At 71.0% G+C, this 16,642-nt stretch carries 17 protein-coding genes, 1 tRNA gene and 1 pseudogene; 4 read left to right on the forward strand and 15 right to left on the reverse strand.

Annotated features, from left to right (window positions below):
* Nucleotides 1-148 precede the first annotated feature (148 nt).
* Both VF612_RS09080 and VF612_RS09085 read right to left on the reverse strand, forming a co-directional pair.
* Nucleotides 149-1,195, reverse strand: a complete 1,047-nt coding sequence (locus tag VF612_RS09080) for a lysylphosphatidylglycerol synthase transmembrane domain-containing protein (protein WP_408659534.1) — start codon at nucleotides 1,193-1,195, stop codon at nucleotides 149-151.
* Between the two features lie 108 nt (nucleotides 1,196-1,303).
* Nucleotides 1,304-1,996, reverse strand: coding sequence for a UDP-N-acetylglucosamine acyltransferase (locus tag VF612_RS09085; RefSeq protein WP_408659535.1), 693 nt, complete (start codon nucleotides 1,994-1,996; stop codon nucleotides 1,304-1,306).
* A gap of 96 nt (nucleotides 1,997-2,092) precedes the next feature.
* On the opposite strand from VF612_RS09085, the gene VF612_RS09090 reads away from it, so the two are divergent.
* The gene (locus VF612_RS09090; protein WP_408659536.1) at nucleotides 2,093-3,193 is read left to right on the forward strand and encodes a DegT/DnrJ/EryC1/StrS family aminotransferase; all 1,101 of its coding nucleotides are present in this window, start codon (nucleotides 2,093-2,095) and stop codon (nucleotides 3,191-3,193) included.
* 1 nt (nucleotide 3,194) lies between these two features.
* Nucleotides 3,195-4,157 carry a Gfo/Idh/MocA family protein gene (locus tag VF612_RS09095; RefSeq protein WP_408659537.1) on the forward strand — a complete coding sequence of 321 codons (963 nt, stop codon included), beginning with the start codon at nucleotides 3,195-3,197 and terminating at the stop codon, nucleotides 4,155-4,157.
* Between the two features lie 4 nt (nucleotides 4,158-4,161).
* Here the strand turns inward: VF612_RS09095 and VF612_RS09100 are convergent, their stop codons facing one another.
* From VF612_RS09100 to VF612_RS09115, 4 genes and pseudogenes are all read right to left on the reverse strand, one after another.
* Nucleotides 4,162-5,355: a glycosyltransferase family 4 protein gene (locus VF612_RS09100; protein WP_408659538.1), complete on the reverse strand. Its 1,194-nt coding sequence runs from the start codon at nucleotides 5,353-5,355 to the stop codon at nucleotides 4,162-4,164.
* Nucleotides 5,355-5,837, reverse strand: coding sequence for an acyltransferase (locus VF612_RS09105; protein WP_408659539.1), 483 nt, complete (start codon nucleotides 5,835-5,837; stop codon nucleotides 5,355-5,357). The genes VF612_RS09100 and VF612_RS09105 overlap by 1 nt, the downstream gene beginning before the upstream one ends.
* Nucleotides 5,834-6,769: an NAD-dependent epimerase/dehydratase family protein gene (locus VF612_RS09110; protein ID WP_408659540.1), complete on the reverse strand. Its 936-nt coding sequence runs from the start codon at nucleotides 6,767-6,769 to the stop codon at nucleotides 5,834-5,836. Before VF612_RS09110 ends, VF612_RS09105 begins: the two co-directional genes overlap by 4 nt.
* A 92-nt stretch (nucleotides 6,770-6,861) precedes the next feature.
* A pseudogene (locus VF612_RS09115) lies at nucleotides 6,862-7,992 on the reverse strand (DegT/DnrJ/EryC1/StrS family aminotransferase).
* A 181-nt stretch (nucleotides 7,993-8,173) separates the two neighbouring features.
* Between VF612_RS09115 and lhgO the strand changes: the two are divergent.
* A complete protein-coding gene (lhgO, locus tag VF612_RS09120; RefSeq protein WP_408659541.1) occupies nucleotides 8,174-9,367 on the forward strand; it encodes an L-2-hydroxyglutarate oxidase in 1,194 nt (397 codons plus the stop codon).
* A 1-nt stretch (nucleotide 9,368) separates the two neighbouring features.
* Here the strand turns inward: lhgO and VF612_RS09125 are convergent, their stop codons facing one another.
* The 5 genes from VF612_RS09125 to VF612_RS09145 all read right to left on the reverse strand — a co-directional run bounded on the left by VF612_RS09125 (nucleotide 9,369) and on the right by VF612_RS09145 (nucleotide 12,708).
* Nucleotides 9,369-9,836: a hypothetical protein gene (locus VF612_RS09125; RefSeq protein ID WP_408659542.1), complete on the reverse strand. Its 468-nt coding sequence runs from the start codon at nucleotides 9,834-9,836 to the stop codon at nucleotides 9,369-9,371.
* The gene (locus VF612_RS09130) at nucleotides 9,833-10,513 is read right to left on the reverse strand and encodes a DUF433 domain-containing protein (RefSeq protein WP_408659543.1); all 681 of its coding nucleotides are present in this window, start codon (nucleotides 10,511-10,513) and stop codon (nucleotides 9,833-9,835) included. Before VF612_RS09130 ends, VF612_RS09125 begins: the two co-directional genes overlap by 4 nt.
* A gap of 78 nt (nucleotides 10,514-10,591) precedes the next feature.
* A tRNA-Leu gene (locus VF612_RS09135) sits at nucleotides 10,592-10,664 on the reverse strand.
* A gap of 50 nt (nucleotides 10,665-10,714) precedes the next feature.
* Nucleotides 10,715-11,215, reverse strand: a complete 501-nt coding sequence (locus VF612_RS09140; RefSeq protein ID WP_408659544.1) for a hypothetical protein — start codon at nucleotides 11,213-11,215, stop codon at nucleotides 10,715-10,717.
* 179 nt (nucleotides 11,216-11,394) lie between these two features.
* Nucleotides 11,395-12,708, reverse strand: a complete 1,314-nt coding sequence (locus VF612_RS09145) for an NAD(P)/FAD-dependent oxidoreductase (RefSeq protein ID WP_408659545.1) — start codon at nucleotides 12,706-12,708, stop codon at nucleotides 11,395-11,397.
* A gap of 147 nt (nucleotides 12,709-12,855) precedes the next feature.
* Here VF612_RS09145 and VF612_RS09150 point away from each other — a divergent pair, with 147 nt between their 5' ends.
* Nucleotides 12,856-13,194: a DUF4235 domain-containing protein gene (locus VF612_RS09150; protein ID WP_408659546.1), complete on the forward strand. Its 339-nt coding sequence runs from the start codon at nucleotides 12,856-12,858 to the stop codon at nucleotides 13,192-13,194.
* Between the two features lie 121 nt (nucleotides 13,195-13,315).
* Here the strand turns inward: VF612_RS09150 and VF612_RS09155 are convergent, their stop codons facing one another.
* The 4 genes from VF612_RS09155 to eno are packed head-to-tail and all read right to left on the reverse strand — an operon-like array spanning nucleotide 13,316 to nucleotide 16,583.
* Complete coding sequence (locus tag VF612_RS09155) at nucleotides 13,316-14,296, reverse strand: exopolyphosphatase (protein ID WP_408659547.1); 981 nt, start codon at nucleotides 14,294-14,296, stop codon at nucleotides 13,316-13,318.
* Entirely contained in the window at nucleotides 14,293-14,820 is a 528-nt protein-coding gene (locus VF612_RS09160; RefSeq protein ID WP_408659548.1) for a DUF501 domain-containing protein, read from the reverse strand. Before VF612_RS09160 ends, VF612_RS09155 begins: the two co-directional genes overlap by 4 nt.
* Nucleotides 14,817-15,293, reverse strand: a complete 477-nt coding sequence (locus VF612_RS09165) for an FtsB family cell division protein (protein WP_408659549.1) — start codon at nucleotides 15,291-15,293, stop codon at nucleotides 14,817-14,819. The genes VF612_RS09160 and VF612_RS09165 overlap by 4 nt, the downstream gene beginning before the upstream one ends.
* 3 nt (nucleotides 15,294-15,296) lie before the next feature.
* The gene (gene eno, locus VF612_RS09170) at nucleotides 15,297-16,583 is read right to left on the reverse strand and encodes a phosphopyruvate hydratase (RefSeq protein WP_408659550.1); all 1,287 of its coding nucleotides are present in this window, start codon (nucleotides 16,581-16,583) and stop codon (nucleotides 15,297-15,299) included.
* Nucleotides 16,584-16,642: the final 59 nt, after the last annotated feature.

The following is a 16,642-nucleotide window of genomic DNA, read 5'->3' on the forward strand; positions in this document are numbered from 1 at the left end:
CGAGGCGAACCGCTCGCCGACCGCACCCTAACAAGGCTGCGGCGTGGGGAACCGCTACGGCCTGGGAACCGCCATGGCGTCGCGAGCCGCTGCGGCGCGGGGAACCGCTGCGGCGTAGAGAACTGCTACAGCGCCCCGAGCCGCGGCGTCACCGCGGCGACACCGTCTCGGGAGCCGACCTGTCCATGACCACCTCGCCCGGACCGTCAGCCGCATCGTCAGCCGGGGTTGCCTGCGCGGCGCGGATCCGCCGCACGCCCGACAGCGCCGCGGCGCCGGCCGAGCTGACATCGGCCAGGATGAACAGCGCGCGGGAGACCACGGCGATCCCCAGCGCCTGGCCGGTCGTCATGACCGGGGACAGCGCCGCCACGATGAGCGCTTCCCGCACCCCGGCGCCCGACGGCGCGAACACGAAGATGACACCGGCCGCCATCGCGAGGGCGAAGCCGCCGATGCAGCGGGTGACCCCGCTCAGCCCGGGCGCGCCCAGGGCGTTGGCCAGCAGCCACAGATGCACGCCGAACAGCACCCAAGTCGCCGACAGCCACGCGCAGGCGGTGAGCACCCCGCGCCAGCTCAGCGCCTTGGGCAGCGGGCCCTTGCGCATGATCCGCAGCACCAGGTTCACCAGCCGGGTCAGCACCGGCGGAGCGGAGGCGACCAGCGCGAACGGCAGCATCGCCACCAGCACCCACACCTGGCCCTGGTGCGCCGAGGCCAGCACCGGAAAACCGAGCACTCCCATGCACAGCGCGGTGGACAGCGACAGTCCCACCCAGGCGAGGGAGGTGGTGAACGCGCGGCCCCGTTGCACGCCGGCGGACTTGGCCAGCTCCATCTGCATCACGATGGACCACACGCTGCCGGGCAGGTACTTCCCGAGCTGGCCGACGAAGAAGATGCGCCCGGCCACCAGCACCGGCAACGGATGGCCCTCGTCGGCCAGCAATGCCCGCCAGGCCATCAGGCTGGTGACGGTGCCGGCGAACGCGGCGACGAAGGACAGCACGACGCTGGGCCAGTCCAGGGTCAACAGGGCCGAACGCACGCCCTGCCACTCGGTGGCGATGGCGTAGCCGATCGCGAGGAAGATGAGCACCGCGAACACCGGCCGGGCCACCGGCGCGAACCGCCCGAGCAGCGACCGGATACCGGCCGGCTGGGCTGCGCTTCGCGGGTTGCTCGGCGACACCTGTGCTCTCCCCCTGGTCTGATCAGGCTCTGGGTCTGCTCTGTCCAGAGGCGGTCACCCGGACGCACCCCGACACGTCAGGTTAACAGCCGGAAGGTGGCCGGCGGCTCATGACGATTCGGGCGCGGTCTCCGAGTCCCACCAGTTCCACGCCTGCGCGAGGACGGGGTCGGCGCCGATGTGAGGAGCGTCTCCTGCCGCATACGCCAGCTGGACGGCCGCGATCACGTCCGCCTGGACGCCGGCCCGCTGCATGCCGACCCGGTTGGCGCCGCGGACCCGGCACGGATTGCCGTGGGCCAGCGAGGCCGGCGGCACGTCCCGGGTGACCACGGCGCCCATGCCGACCATCGCCAGCGGGCCGATCACCCGTCGCTGGTGGACGATCGCCCCCATGCCCAGGTTCGCCCCGGCGCCCACGTGGACATGGCCGCCCAGGGTGGCGCTGGAGGCCATCGTCACGCCGTCGTGCAGCACGTTGTCGTGGGCGATGTAGCACTTGTTCATGAGGTAGCAGCCGTCGCCGATGACCGTGCGCGCGTAGTGCCCCTGGTGGACGGTGGTGTACTCCCGGATCACGTTGCCGTCGCCGATGTCGATCCCGGTCCCGAGCCCGCCCGCCGCCGCGCCGTGGTCGATGCCCCGGATCTCGGCCGGGGTTCCGATCACGACGTGCGGGCCGATCCAGTTGCGGTCCCCGATCCGGGCCGGGCCGAGGATCACCGCGAACGCGCCGATGACGTTGTCGCTGCCGATCACCACGTCATCGCCGAGCACGGCGGTGGGGTGCACGTGATTCATAGGGGTGTCTCCTGAGCCCGGCGGCCGGGGTGACCGGCGAGCGACGATAACATCGCCGGGTCCCTGTCAGCCGTTCCAGTCCCGCGGAGTCCGCCCGTGATCCCAGTTTCGACCGTCGACATCCCACCCGCCGCCGAGGAGCTCGTGCTGCAGGTGCTCAAGTCCGGCATGCTGGCGCAAGGACCGATGGTGGCCCGGTTCGAGCAGGATTTCGCCGCCCTCCTGGGCGTCCGGCACGCCGTCGCCGTCAACAACGGCACCACGGCGCTGGTGGCCGCCCTGCAGGTTCTCGACCTCGCCCCCGGCGACGAGGTGCTGACCAGCCCGTTCACCTTCGTGGCGACCCTGAACGCGATTCTCGAAGCCGGCGCCACCGCGGTCTTCGCCGACATCGGCGAGGAGGACTTCTGCCTCGATCCGGCAGCGGCAGCGGCCGCGGTCGGTCCCCGGACCAGGGTGCTGATGCCGGTGCACCTCTACGGCCAGTGCGCGGACATGGCGCAGCTCACCGCGCTCGCCGAGCAGCACCGGCTGCACCTGGTCGAGGACGCGGCGCAGGCGCACGCGGCGAAGTTCGGCGACCGGTTCGCCGGCTCCTTCGGGTTGGGGTGCTTCTCCTTCTATGGCACCAAGAACGTCACCACCGGCGAGGGCGGCATGATCACCACCGACGACGACGAGCTCGCCGATCGGCTGCGGGTGCTGCGCAATCAGGGCATGCGCGCCCGCTACGTCTACGAGATGGCCGGCCACAACTACCGGCTGACCGATCTGCAGGCCGCTCTGGCGATACCGCAGCTGGCGCGCCTGGACGAGACGACGGCGCGCCGGCAGCGCAACGCCGACCGGCTGCGGGACGGCCTCGCGGACGTGCCCGGGCTGCGGCTGCCCCGCCAGCTGGACGGCCGCCGGCACGTGTGGCACCAGTTCACCGTGCTGCTCACCGACCAGGCCCCGGTGGACCGGGAGGAGTTCGTCGCCAAGCTCGCCGAGCGCGGGGTGGGCTCGGGGATCTACTACCCGAAACTGGTCCACGACTACGACTGTTACCGCGGCAATCCGCAGGTGGTCCCCTCCGAGCTTCCGGTCGCGAAGTCGGTGGCCGAGCGGGTGGTGTCGCTGCCCGTGCACCCGAAGCTGACCGACGACGACCTCGACACGATCGTCGCCAGCGTGCGCGACGTGCTGAAGGTCTGACATGGCGCCCACCCGCATCGCTGTCGTCGGCACCGGGACGATGGGCGCGCTGCACGCGCGCGTGATCGCCCAGTCCGAACGGGCCGAACTGGCCTACGTGGTCGAGTCCCAGCGCGAGGTCGGCGAGCAGGTGGCCGAGCGGCACGGCGCGACCTGGCGCCCGGACCTGGACTCGGTCGACGACGTCGATGCCGTCGTCGTCGCGGCTCCCACCGAGGCTCACCACCTGCTCGGCCGGCAGGTCCTGGAACGTGGCCTGCCGCTGCTGATGGAGAAGCCGCTGACGCTGGGGCTGGCTGACGCCGAGGACCTGATCCAGCTGTCGGCCAAGGCAGAGGTGCCGCTGGTCTGTGGGCTGCTGGAGCGCTACAACCCCGCGGTGATGACCGCGATGCGGCTGGTCGAGCAGCCCCGGCACGTGATGACGGCCCGGCATTCGCCGTACGTGCCGCGCATCCGCAACGGCGTCTCCTCCGACCTGCTGATCCACGACGTCGACATCGCCGTACGGCTGGCCGGCGCCGAGCCGTCGCGGGTCCGGGGCTCGTTCGGGTACGTCCATCCTGACTCGCCGGAGGGCTCCGAGGACGTGGCGGAGGCGCTGTTGACCTTTCCGGACGGGATGATCGCCAACGTCTCGGCCAGCCGGGTCAGCCAACGCAAGGTCAGGCGGTTCGAGATCGCCGAGGAGAACCGGCTGGTCGAGGTCGACATGCTCCGCAACTCCGTCACGATCTATCACCACGTGCTCAACGAGGCCAGCCCGGACGGCTTGAGCTACCGGCAGCAGACGATCATCGAGATCCCCGCTCTGGTGTCCTCGCGCGAGCCGCTGGCGGCCCAGCTCGACCACTTCCTCGACCTCACGGCCGGGTTGGCCGACCCGGCGGCCGAACGCCAGGCGATCCTGCCCGCGCACCGGGTGATCGAGCAGCTGCGGGCAGAGGCCACCGGCGGCTCCTGACCCCTCAGCCTCGGCTGGCGCCGATCAGGGAGTGAAGCACGGCCAGGTGCTGATCGAGAACCACGTCCATGGCGAAATGCCGTTGCACCAGCGACCGGCCCGACTCGCCGATCCGCGCCCGGTCCGCCGGGTTGCGCAGCAGCTTGGTGATCGCGCCCGCGATCGCGTCGATGTCGCCCAGCGGGACCAGCACGCAGTGCTCGCCGGAGATCAGGTCGATGCCGGGGAAGTTGTCCGGACGCACCGCGACCACCACCGGAACCCCAGCGGCCATGCTCTCCAACGTCGCCGTCCCCATGCCGTAGCCCTGCAGGTCGTGGCACTCGACGTCGGCCGCGGCGAGGTAGTCCGGCACGTCGGACTTGGCGACCGCGCCGATGGCCAGCACGGCGTGCTCGACGCCCAGCTCCCGGGCGCGCTGCAGGAACAGGTCGTAGTACACGTGGCCCACCACCACCAGCCGCGTGTCGGGCAGCTCCTCCAGCACCGCCGGCAGCGCCTCGACGAGCCAGACCCGGTCCCGCAACGGGATCACGTGCCCCAGCGTGACGATCAGCGGGACATCGCCGAGGCCGTGCCGCGCGCGGACGACCTCGCCGTCCCCGCCGGCCATCCGGTTCGGGTCCACCCCCACCGGGATGTAGTCCAGGCCGGCGTAGCCACGGCGGTAACGACGCTTGATGTACTCGTCCATCTGGACGTCCATCACGACGATGCGCGGCTTGTACCGGCGCAGGATCGGCGCGACGACGAAGGCGTCCAGCCAGCGGAAGATGCCGTGGTAGTGGGCCTTCGGGTTCTCCAGCCGGGTATGCACCGACAGCAGCGCCGGAATCCCCCGCCGCCGCGCGTACATCGCGGTGGCCCAGGTCAGGTCGAAGAACTGCCCGTGCTGATGGATCACGTCCGGGGCGAACGCATCGAGCAGCTCGCGCAACCGCCGGCGCAGCGAGGGACGCAGCGTGAACGCCAGGTCGAAACTCACCGACAGCCTGGTCTCCGGAATCGACGCCGAGGGCAGCCGCACCACCCGCAACCGGGGCTCCAGCTCCTCCTCGGCAGGCGCGCCCTGGTATGCCGCCGTGACCACCAGGACGTCATGCCCCGCGCGGGCGTACCCGCGAGCCAGCGCATCGGCCAGATGCGCGCTGCCGCCGACCCGTGGCGGGTAGAAGTTGTTGACGACGAGGATGCGCATCAGGCCTGGCGCTCGGTCAGCGGAACGAACCGCACCTCGGCGCCGGCCGGCTCAGCGCCGTCGATCGCCACGTCCGCGACCGGTCGGGCAGGCACCCCGGCCACCACCGTACGTGCGGCGACATCGCGGGTGACCACCGCGCCGGCGGCCACCACGGCCTCGTCCCCGATCGTCACACCCATGTTGACCACGGCATTCGCGCCGATGAACACCCGATCGCCGATCCGGGTGGGCTGCCGCTCGACCTGCTCGTACCGGCGTCCGGACACGCAGCGCCGGACCGAGGAGTGGGTGTAGATGTGCACGCCGCTGGAGATGTCGCAGCCGGCGCCGATGACCAGGCCGCCGGAGCCGTCGATGACGGTGAACGCGCCGATCCAGGTGCCCGGGCCGATCTCGGGATCGCCGAGGAGCCACGCGTGCGGGTTGTAGGGGTTCGCGGGCAGGCTCGTCTGCTGGGCGCCTCCCGACGGCCGGCTCACTGCATCGACCGCTTCACCAGGTTGGTCATGCCCTCCTCGACCGTGATGGTCGGTTCGAAGCCGAGCACCTCACGCGCGCGGGTGGTGTCGGCGGCCCGGCGGGCGACCAGCACGTCGCGCGGGTTGAACTGCGGTTCGACGTCGGCGCCGACCGCATCGATCAGGATGCGGGCCAGGGTCGCGATGGAGGTGTCGATGCCGGTGCCGACATTGACCGGCAGGTTGTCCCGCTCGGACTCCAGCGCCAGCACGGTCGCCCGGGCGATGTCGTGGACGTGGATGAAGTCCATCGACTGCTCGCCCTTGCCGTCGATCACCGGTGGCTGGCCGTTCTTCAGGCGTGCGACGAAGTGGTTGATCACCGAGGTGTAGTACGCGGTGGTCTTCTGGCCCTCGCCGTAGACGTTGAAGAAGCGCAGCGCGATCCAGGACAGGCCGCTGCGCCGCTGGTAGAAGTCGAGCAGGTCCTCGCCGGCGCGCTTGCTGATGCAGTACGGCGTCAGCGGGTGCAGCGGGTCGTCCTCGTGCATGGGGATCTTGCGCGGGTCGCCGTAGACCGAGGCGCTGGAGGCGAACACCAGCCGGCGCACCCCGTGGTCGGCTGCGGCGGCGAACACGTTGTGATTGCCGACCATGTTGATGTCGATGCTCTCGTACGGATCGGCCTGGCTCTTGTTGATGCTCACCGCGGCGAAGTGGATGACCGACTCGCAGCCCTTCATCGCCTGGTGCACCGCGGCGCCGTAGCGGACGTCCTGATCGATGAGCTCGACCCGTCCGGTGCTGGCCAACTCCGCGACCTTGTCCCGGTCGCCGCGGAACATGTTGTCGAACAGCCGCACGTTGTAGCCGCGGTCCAGCAGCATCGGAATCACGTGCATCCCGATGAAGCCGGCGCCACCGGTGAAGAAGACGGTCTTGGCTTCGGTCATGCGTTCAGGCTCCTTGTTCTGGACATGTTCTCAACTACCTCTGGGCCGGCGGGCGCAGCGGCTAGGTCGCGATCGGGCGGGCCGACCGCTGGTCATCGGGCCGCGGCGGTCGCTTCGCGCACTGCCTTGGCGACAATCTCGACCTGGGCGTCGGTGAGGTTGGCGTGCATCGGGATCGCCAGGTGCCGGACGAAGATGTCCGCCGACACGGGGCATTCCTGCCGCAGGCCGTAGACCGGCTGCAGGTGCGAGGCGTAGGTCCCGATGTTGCACTGGATGCCCCGGCCGCGCAGGTCCGCCGCGGTGCGGCCGCGGTCGACGTCCGGGCCCAGCGTGAGCACGTAGGACTGCCACACCGTCTCGCGATCGCTCAGCTCGACCGGCAACGTCACCTCCTCGACGTCACCGAGCAGCTCCCGGTATCCCGCGGCGACCCGGCGCCGGGCGGCCAGCAGGTCCGGCAGCCTGCGCAGCTGGGCCGACACCACGGCGGCGGCGATCTCGGAGAGCTTGTAGTTCCAGCCGATCTCGTCGAACACCGGAACCGGCAGGTCCGTGGAGCCGGCGCGGGCGAAGGCGCTCTCGATCCCGAAGAAGTGCAGCTTGCGGGCGTGCGCGATCAGCTCGGCGTTGTCGGTGGTGATGGCGCCGCCCTCACCGGAGGTGATGCCCTAGCGGCCGTGGAAGGAGAAGCAGGCGGCGTCGGCCAGGCTGCCGGCCGGGCGGCCCTTGTAGGTGGCTCCGGCCGAGCACGCGGCATCCTCGAGCAGCCACAGCGAGTGCTGGTCGGTGATGGCCCGCAGCTCGTCGTAGTCGGCCGGCATGCCGAAGGCGTCGACGGCGATGACGCCGACCGTCCGCGGGGTGATCGCGGCGCGGACCGCCTCCGGGTCGACGGTCCAGATATCGGGACGGACGTCGGCGAAGACCGGCTCGGCTCCGGTGTAGCGGACGGCGTGGGCGGTCGCCGGGAAGGTGTAGTCGGCGACCACCACCTCATCGCCCGGGCCGGCGCCGAGGGCCTGGATCGCCAGGTGCAGCGCCGCGGTGCAGTTGTTGAGGGTCAACGCGGAGCTCGTGCCGCACAGAGCCGCGAAACGCTGCTCGAAGTCCTTTGCGACCGGGCCCTGGCCGGCGACCCAACCGGACTGCAACACCTCGGCCACCGCTGCCAGCTCTTCGTCTCCGAAGGTGGGCTGCCCCAGCGCAATCGTCTCGTGCATTCATCTCCCTCTACGACAGGCGTGCTCTACGACAGGCATGGCCGATACGGCTGCTTCCGCCACGTCTAGTCTAAAGCCTGCCGGCCCTCGCACCGGCCAGGCGCAGGCGTGGCCGCGATCTGCGCGCGCTGGTGGACAAGCTTGGGGTTCCGCCCGTTCCCGGGCGTGGAGGAGATCGGACATGGCAGGACCGCAGCGGGTCGTCGTCATCGGCGGCGGCATCCTGGGGTTGGCGGTGGCCGACCGGATCTCGGCCCACCGTCCCGGCTGCCAGGTGACGGTCGTGGAGAAGGAGAACCGCTGGGCGGCCCACCAGACCGGCCGCAACAGCGGAGTGGTGCACTCCGGGCTGTACTACCGGCCCGGCAGCTACAAGGCCACCATGTGCCGCCGGGGCGCGGAGTCGATGGTCCGGTTCGCCCAGGAGCAGGGCGTCGCCGTCGAGCGGTGCGGAAAGCTGGTGGTCGCCACCTCGGCTGCCGAGCTGCCCGGGCTGCGCGCGCTGGCCGAGCGCGGCCGGCAGAACGGGCTGCAGGTGCGCGAGCTCGATCCTGCGGCGGCGCGCGAGGTCGAGCCGCACGTCGCCTGCGTGGCCGCCCTGCATGTCCAGGAGACCGCGATCATCGACTACCGGGGGGTGTGCGAGGCGCTGGTACGCCGCCTCGAGGCCGCCGGAGCGGATCTGCGGCTGTCCACCCGGGTGGTGGGGCTGCAGGAGAACGCGCGGACCACGACGGTGGAGACCGACGGCGGGACCGTCGAGGCGGACGCGGTGGTGAACTGCGCCGGACTGCAGAGCGACCTGATCGCGGCCTTCGGCGGGCGACGGCTGCCGGCCCGGATCATCCCGTTCCGCGGCGAGTACTTCGAGCTGCGGCCGCAGAGCCACCACCTGGTGCGCGGGCTGATCTATCCGGTGCCCGACCCGCGGTTTCCGTTCCTGGGGGTGCACCTCACCCGGATGATCGGCGGCGGCGTGCATGCCGGGCCGAACGCCGTCCTCGCCCTGGCCCGGGAGGGCTACACCTGGCGGACGGTCAACGGCCGGCAGCTGGCCTCGACCGTGGCCTATCCGGGGTTCTGGCGGCTGGCTACTCGGCATGCCCGGACCGGGCTGGCCGAGGTCGCCCGGTCGCTGTCGCGGCGGCGGTTCGCCGAGAGTTTGCAGAGGCTGGTGCCCGAGATCGTGGTGGACGACCTGGTACCGGCTCCGGCCGGCGTGCGCGCCCAGGCGGTGCTGCGCAACGGCGACCTCGCCGACGACTTCCTGGTGGAGCGGCAGGGGCGCACGGTGCACGTGCTCAACGCTCCGTCCCCTGCGGCGACCAGCGCCCTGGAGATCGCGGCGCACGTGGAGACGCTGCTGCCGGACTGACCTAGCCGAGGTCGAACGGTGTGAGCCGGCTCCGGGTTGCCGTGTAGATGAACGGCCCCGGAGTGCCGAGCAGGGCTTGGATCGCCCGCCACTGACTCATGAGGACCTCCAGCTGGTCCCAGGTTCCGATCGCTTCCTTGCCAGCAAGAGCGACCATCCGAGCGCGGCTGTCACGCACGGCCTGGATCTCTGCACGGTTGACGGCGATGTTGCTGTCTCGAGTGATGATCAGCCAGTCATGGCGTGTCACTTCAGGGATCCACACCCTGTCGAGGACATCAGTCGTTTCGACCGGGCACGCCGACCGTCGCCGCTTGCGCACGACGCCACCGGGATCGCCCGGATAGGTCACGTCATTGCAGAGCTGGACCACGATCTTGGCCAAGCCGAGCACATCTGCGTCAAGGTAGTAGCGGACCGTCGCCGCCGGGTAGGTCCGCTGTCGGCTCGGCGGGGCCGGATGGCTCACGCCGGCTTAGCTCGTGCCGAGATCTCGTAAGCAAGCGCCCAGTGGACATCGTCGATGGTCAGTCCGAAGGCCGCCGCTATCTCGCTGGCTTCCTCGCCTGCTTGTTCGTGCTCCCAGATGACATCGGTGCTGATGCCCTTCACAGCAGGCCGGCCGAAGCGCACTTCGGGAGCCATCACGACCGGAGAGTTCGGGTCTTCATGGGGGCGCCAACCGACCGCGATGTCGTCCTCCCAGCGGACCCGCTCGACGAACTCTTGCGATGGGGTCGTCAAGATGAGCTGGTCGTTTGCGAAGGCGACGAGGCAGAAGTCGGCACCCAGCCGGGTAGCGACTTGGGCCTCCAGCACCAGTTGGCGGCCGCTCACGAACGGTTGTTGGTGCGCCAGCGGATATGGCACCCCGTAGGTAGTGCGCAGCAGGTCGATGAACGCCCGCAGCTCAGCCATCGGCACCCGATGGTTGCGGTAGCTGCGCAGCAGGCCTGCCTCCACGAACTCGGCCCACGTGACTGTGCGACTGCCGGTCGCTTCTACCCGGATGACCGGCTTGTAGGTCTTACCGCCCTGGGTGCCGCCTTCAAGCCAGTAGTGCAACGTGCCCTGAGGTAGGCGAAGCAGCCGGGCGGCTTCGGCCTCGGCGAACATCTCCTGGTCAAGCACGCTCACAGTGGTCATCGCCGCAAGTGTGGCACGTGTCGCGAGGGGTTGGTGGGAGCTGTGGACGACCTTCCTCGGCACCTTCAAGCGATCCGGTACCCCCGGTCGGACTCGAACCGACACTGGGCGGATTTTAAGTCCGCTGCCTCTGCCATTGGGCTACGGGGGCCGCGCACAGCAGGGTATCTCCCCCGGCGCCGGCCTCGGGTCGAACGCGGATCAGTGGCTGGTGACCCCGCGCCGGGACTCCAGCCGCGGCCGGATCAGCCGGTCGGCGATCAGCCCCGTCGCCAGCGAGTACACCGCCTTGTGCCCGGTGTCGACGACCTGCTCCCGCAGCGGCCAGGAATGCGGCGGGGCGCCGACCCCGGTGCTGTTCTCCAGCGTCTGGTCGAACGACAGCCGCACCATGGTGTGCGCCAGATCCGCCCGGATCCCCCGCATCCCGGTCGCCGCCCACAGCCCGCGCAGCGCGCCGAGCGTCGCGCCGGTGGCGTAGTGCATGGCGTGGTTCCACCAGAACGGCCGCGCCTGGTCACCGGGATGAGCCCCGAGCAGCGTCAGCAGGGTCCGGCCGGGGATGTAGGAATCCGGCCGGTGGGTAAGGGCCTGCTCCGCCTTCTCCCCGGCCGTCATGACCCCGGCGCCGAGCACCCCGGCGAGCGCTCCGAGGGCCGCCGCACGACCGAGCGAGGCAGGACGTCCGGACGCGGCAGTCATGTTCTCCACCATAGCCATCCGCTGGAGGCCGGTGGGTTGACGCTACTTGCGGCACTCACTCCGTCGCGGGCACCCCTGATCGTTGGCCGCTGAGCAGGCCGACCCGCCGAGTACACCCCTGCCACGCGGCCAATGATCCGGCAGCTACCAAGGGTTTGACCGCCAGGCGACCCGCGGACTCAGGACGCGCTGGCCCGCTCGAAGTCGTAGCGCGGGCTCTGCAGCTGCCCCAGCGACACCACCTCGCGCCGGAAGAACAGCGCCGCGGTCCAGTCGGCGAGCACCCGCACCTTGCGGTTGAAGGTAGGCACCCGCGACAGGTGATAGGTGCGGTGTATGAACCAGGCCAGCGGGCCGCGCACCTTGACGCCGTACAGCTCCGCCACCCCGCGATACAGCCCCAGCGAGGCCACCGAACCGGCGTAGCCGTGCTTGTAGTCCTCCAGCGCCTGGCCGTTGATGGTCCGCGCCAGGTTGTCGGCGAGCACCTTGGCCTGCCGGACGGCATGTTGGGCCGACGGGCCGCACAGCGCGTTCGGGTCGTCCTTCGACAGGTCAGGGACGGCCGCGGTGTCGCCGGCGGAGAACACCCCCTCGACCCCCTTGACCGTCAGGTTGGCCCGGCAGGTCAGCCGGCCCTTGTCATCGACCGGCAGGCCGGACTTCGCGGCCAGCGGGTGCGCCTTCACCCCGGCCGTCCACACCAGCGTGTCGGCCTCGAAGGCCTCGCCGTCGGACAGCTCGATCCGGCCGTCCACGGCCGAGTTCAGCCGGGTGTCGAGCCGGACGTCGATGTCACGCTCCCGCAGCCGCTTGGCGGTGTAGGCCGACAGCCCCACCGACACCTCGGGCATGATCCGGTTCGACGCCTCCACCAGCACCCAGCGCAGGTCCGCCGGGCTGAGGTTGGGGTAGTACCGGCAGGCGTAGCGGGCCATGTCCTCGAGCTCGGCCAGCGCCTCGACCCCGGCGTAACCGCCGCCGACGAAGACGAAGTTGAGCGCCCGGCGCTTGAGCGCCGGGTCCTCGGTGGAGGAGGCGAAGTCCAGCCGGGACAGCACGTGGTTGCGGATGTAGATCGCCTCGCCGATGGTCTTGAACCCGATGCCCTGCTCGGCCAGGCCCGGGATCGGCAGCGTCCGGGCGATGGAGCCCGGCGCCACCACCAGCAGGTCGTAGCTCAGCTGGTAGACGCCCCCGGTCTCCGGCTCCACCGTGACCGAGCGCTGGTCGTGATGGATGGCGCTGACCCGTCCGGTGATCACCCGGCACTTCTTCAGCACCCGCCGCAACGGCACCACCACATGCCGGGGCTCGACGCTGCCGGCCGCAGCCTCGGGCAGGAACGGCTGGTAGGTCATGTTGGGCTGCGGGTCGATCACCACGATCTCGGCGCGGCCGCGCGACAGCTTCTTCTGCGCCCGCAGCGCGGTGTACATGCCGACGTACCCGCCGCCGACGATCAGGATTCGCTTCGGTCCGCCAGTCGTCATCAGATTCAGTCCCCTCGAAGGCGCTTTCCAGGCTACCGACGCCGCGACCACCGGCTGACCACGGCCGGACGCCTGCCCGGTGGCTCCTCGACCTAGACTGGGAACCGATGCCGGGCGGGCACGGGGCTCACGACGATGGGGTGGCACATGGCTGGCGCAGCGAGCAGGTTCGCGTTCAAGTTGGTGGCGGTCGCGGTGGCGGTGCCGGTCGGCAAGGTGGTCAGCTCGGCCTCCTCGAAGGCCTGGACGGCGGCCCGGCCGGGACGCGCGCCGGTGAATCCGCGCGATGCCGACACCAACTGGAAGGACGCCCTGCTCTGGGCGTCCTTGACCGGCGTGGGGGCGGCAGTGGCCCAGCTGGCGACGACCAAGGGCGCCGACACCATCTGGCGGGCGATGACCGGGCATCCGTCGCCGCGGCCGAAGCAGGTCAGCGACGAGAAGGGCCCCAAGGCGCCGAGCGCCCTGACCGCCATCAACGCCTGATCGGCTCGGGCGGGTCAGGCACGACGCTCGGCTGGTCAGCGCCGGGCAGCTCGGCCGTCTGGCACGGTCAGCGGATCAAGCAGGCTCAGCGGATCAAGCAGGCTCAGCGGGTCAGCAGCGCTCAGCGGGTCAGCAGGCTCAGCGCGATGCCGTCGAGGATGTCGTGCTCGCTGGCGACCACCTCGCGCGCCCCGACGAACTCCATCACGGCGCGCAGCACCAGCGCGCCGCCGCCGATCACATCCACCCGGCCGGGGTGCATGACCGGCAGGGCCGCCCGCTCGGTTCGCCGCATCCCCAGCAGCCGGTCGGTGACCTCGGCGACCTGCTGGTAGTCGATCACCGAGCCGTGGATCGCGTCCGAGTCATAGGCCGGCAGGTCCAGCGCCAGGGCGGCGATGGTGGTCACCGTGCCCGCGACTCCGACGAAGGCTGCCGCCTGGCGCACCGGGACGTCCGCCGCGGCGGCCTGCAGGGCTGCCTGCAGGTCGGCCAGCGCCGCCTGGACCTGTGCCTCGGTCGGCGGGTCGTCGCGCAGGCGCCGTTCGGTCAACCGGACGCAGCCGACGTCCATGCTGTGCGCGGCGGTCACCTTCGCCGCCACGGGCTGAGTGAGCATCGAGTGAGGAACGATCGAGGAGCGGAGTGAAGTGGCACGCACCGAGCCCAGCACCAGCTCGGTGGAGCCGCCGCCGATGTCTGCCACCAGCAGCGGGTCGGCCGCCCCGGGCAGGCTGGCCACCGCGCCCAGAAAGGACAGCTCCGCCTCGGCGAGGCCGGTGATCACCTCGGGCTCGACCCCCAGAACGCGCTGCACCACCGCCCGGAACTCGTCGGCGTTGGCGGCATCGCGCGATGCCGAGGTGGCGACCATCCGCACCTCGGCAGCGCCCAGCGACCGGATGCACTCGGCATAGTCCACCAGCGCCAGCCGGGTGCGCTCGATCGCCGCCGGGGACAGCCGGCCGGTCTCGTCCACGCCCTCGCCCAGCCGGACGATCCGCATCTCGCGGTGCACGTCGCTGAGCCCGACCGGGCTGCCGTCGGCGACCAGCAGCCGGATCGAGTTGGTGCCACAGTCGATCGCGGCGACCCGCTTCACGAGGGCTGCCCCGGCTCGTCGACCACACAGGGCCCCTGCTGCCACCAGTCCGGCAGCGCCGCCAGCGCCTCGTCGCCGAGCGGGTTCACCCCGGGCCCGGCAGCCAGCGAATGGGCGACCAGCACGTGCAGGCACTTCACCCGGGTCGGCATCCCGCCGGCCGAGATGCCGCTGATCTCCGGCGCCGGCCCGTGCCGCTCCCGCTGGGCCAGATAGGCCTGGTGCGCGGCCTGGTAGCCGGCCGCGAGCCGGTCGTCGGCGCGAAGCCGGTCGGTCATCTCGCGCATCAGCCCGGACGCCTCCAGCGTCGACACCAGCGAGGCGGCCCTGGGACAGGTCAGGTAGTACAGCGTCGGGAACGGGGTGCCGTCGGGCAGCCGGGACGCGGTCTCGACCACGTCCGGGTTGCCGCACGGGCACCGGTGCGCGACCGCGCGGATCGCGCGCGGCGGCCGTCCCAGCTGCCTGCCGACGATCGCGGCGTCGGTGTCGCTCACCACGCTGGCGTTCCCGGCAGCGGTCACTTCGCGGTGTCGGTGTCGTGCACGCTGGCCCACAGCACCGCGTCCCAGCTGGGCCGGTGATCGGCCCGGGCCACCTTCTCGGCGGGGGCCTGGGCCGGCGGCTCGAGCGGGTTCCCCTGCGCGTCCAGCACGGTGTAGAGGGTGTCGCCAGGACGGATGTACTGCAGCCGGATCCGGGCCTGCCGGGCCACGAACGCGGGGTCCTGCCACTGCGCGCTCTGGCGCTGGAGCTCGGCCAGCTGGGCGTTGAGCTGCTGCTGCTGGCGCTCGGAGGCCGCCACCGAGGCCCGCCGGCTCAGGTAGGTCTGGAACGGCGAGGCCAGCACGACCACCAGGAACAGCGCCATCGCCGCCACCATCATCCGGCGGCCGGTCAACTTCGGCGGGTTCGCCCAGCCCGGACGGAACCGCACGGCGCGGCCGGCTGCCCGGCTGGCTGAGCCGTCGCCGGCCACGGGAGTGCGAGGCGCCATCGGCTAGCTGCCAGCCCGGCGGTACCGCGGGAACGCCGACGCCCCGGCATAGCGCGCGGCGTCGTCGAGCTCCTCCTCGATCCGCAGCAGCTGGTTGTACTTGGCGACCCGCTCCGACCGGGCCGGCGCGCCGGTCTTGATCTGGCCGCAGTTGGTGGCCACCGCCAGGTCCGCGATCGTGGTGTCCTCGGTCTCGCCGGAGCGGTGGCTCATCATGCAGCGGTAGCCGGACCGGTGCGCGAGGTCCACCGCGTCCAAGGTCTCGGTGAGCGAGCCGATCTGGTTCACCTTGACCAGCAGGGCGTTGGCCGCGCCGGTGGCGATGCCTCGGGCCAGCCGCTCGGGGTTGGTGACGAACAGGTCGTCGCCGACGATCTGGATGGTCTCGTCCAGCTGGGTGGTCAGCGCGATCCAGCCGTCCCAGTCCTCCTCCGACATCGGGTCCTCGATCGAGACGATCGGGTAGTTGGCGATCAGGTCGGTGTAGTAGGCGACCATCTCGTCCGAGCTCTTGGAAGCGCCCTCGAACTGGTAGGAGCCGTCGGAGTAGAACTCGGTCGCGGCGACGTCCATCGCGAAGACGATGTCGGTGCCCAGCGTCAGGCCCGCCTTCTGGACCGCCTCGCTGATGACGTCCAGCGCGGTCCGGTTGGACTCCAGGCTGGGCGCGAAACCGCCCTCGTCGCCGAGGCCGGTCGACAGGCCCTTCGATTTGAGAACAGCCTTCAGCGCGTGATAAACCTCCGCACCTTGACGCAGCGCCTCGCTGAAGGTCGGCGCCCCGATCGGGGCGATCATGAACTCCTGGACGTCGACGTTGGAGTCGGCATGCGCGCCACCGTTGAGGATGTTGAGCATCGGCACCGGAAGCAGGTACGCGTTCGGGCCGCCGAGGTAGCGGAACAGCGGCAGGCCGGCCGACACGGCAGCGGCCTTGGCGACCGCCAGCGAGACACCGAGCACCGCGTTGGCGCCGAACTTGGACTTGTCCGGGGTGCCGTCCAGGTCGATCAGCGCCGCGTCCACCAGCCGCTGCTCGCTGGCCTCGAAGCCGAGCAGCTCGGGGCCGATGTCGTCCAGCACCGCCGCGACCGCCTTGCGCACGCCCTTGCCGCCGTAGCGGGCGTCCCCGTCGCGCAGCTCCACGGCCTCGAAGGCGCCGGTGGACGCCCCGGAGGGCACCGCCGCGCGGGCGAAGGTGCCGTCGTCGAGGGCCACTTCCACCTCGACGGTGGGGTTGCCACGCGAATCCAGGATCTCGCGGGCGCCTACGGCCTCGATGCTGGCCACAACTTCGGTCCTCTCGACGTGCTTCGGGTGCGACCGGCCGGTGCGGTCGGCCGGTGCTA

This window comes from Jatrophihabitans sp., from assembly GCF_036388195.1.
Lineage (GTDB): Bacteria > Actinomycetota > Actinomycetes > Mycobacteriales > Jatrophihabitantaceae > Jatrophihabitans_A.

Excerpts from the sequence above, each read along its gene's own strand:
- lhgO (WP_408659541.1), top strand. The coding sequence starts at position 8,174 with ATGGCAGGACCGCAGCGGGTCGTCGTCATCGGCGGCGGCATCCTGGGG.
- VF612_RS09140 (WP_408659544.1), bottom strand. The coding sequence starts at position 11,215 with ATGACTGCCGCGTCCGGACGTCCTGCCTCGCTCGGTCGTGCGGCGGCC.
- VF612_RS09100 (WP_408659538.1), bottom strand. The coding sequence starts at position 5,355 with ATGCGCATCCTCGTCGTCAACAACTTCTACCCGCCACGGGTCGGCGGC.
- VF612_RS09145 (WP_408659545.1), bottom strand. The coding sequence starts at position 12,708 with ATGACGACTGGCGGACCGAAGCGAATCCTGATCGTCGGCGGCGGGTAC.
- VF612_RS09130 (WP_408659543.1), bottom strand. The coding sequence starts at position 10,513 with ATGACCACTGTGAGCGTGCTTGACCAGGAGATGTTCGCCGAGGCCGAA.
- VF612_RS09110 (WP_408659540.1), bottom strand. The coding sequence starts at position 6,769 with ATGACCGAAGCCAAGACCGTCTTCTTCACCGGTGGCGCCGGCTTCATC.
- VF612_RS09150 (WP_408659546.1), top strand. The coding sequence starts at position 12,856 with ATGGCTGGCGCAGCGAGCAGGTTCGCGTTCAAGTTGGTGGCGGTCGCG.
- VF612_RS09085 (WP_408659535.1), bottom strand. The coding sequence starts at position 1,996 with ATGAATCACGTGCACCCCACCGCCGTGCTCGGCGATGACGTGGTGATC.
- VF612_RS09165 (WP_408659549.1), bottom strand. The coding sequence starts at position 15,293 with ATGGCGCCTCGCACTCCCGTGGCCGGCGACGGCTCAGCCAGCCGGGCA.
- VF612_RS09095 (WP_408659537.1), top strand. The coding sequence starts at position 3,195 with ATGGCGCCCACCCGCATCGCTGTCGTCGGCACCGGGACGATGGGCGCG.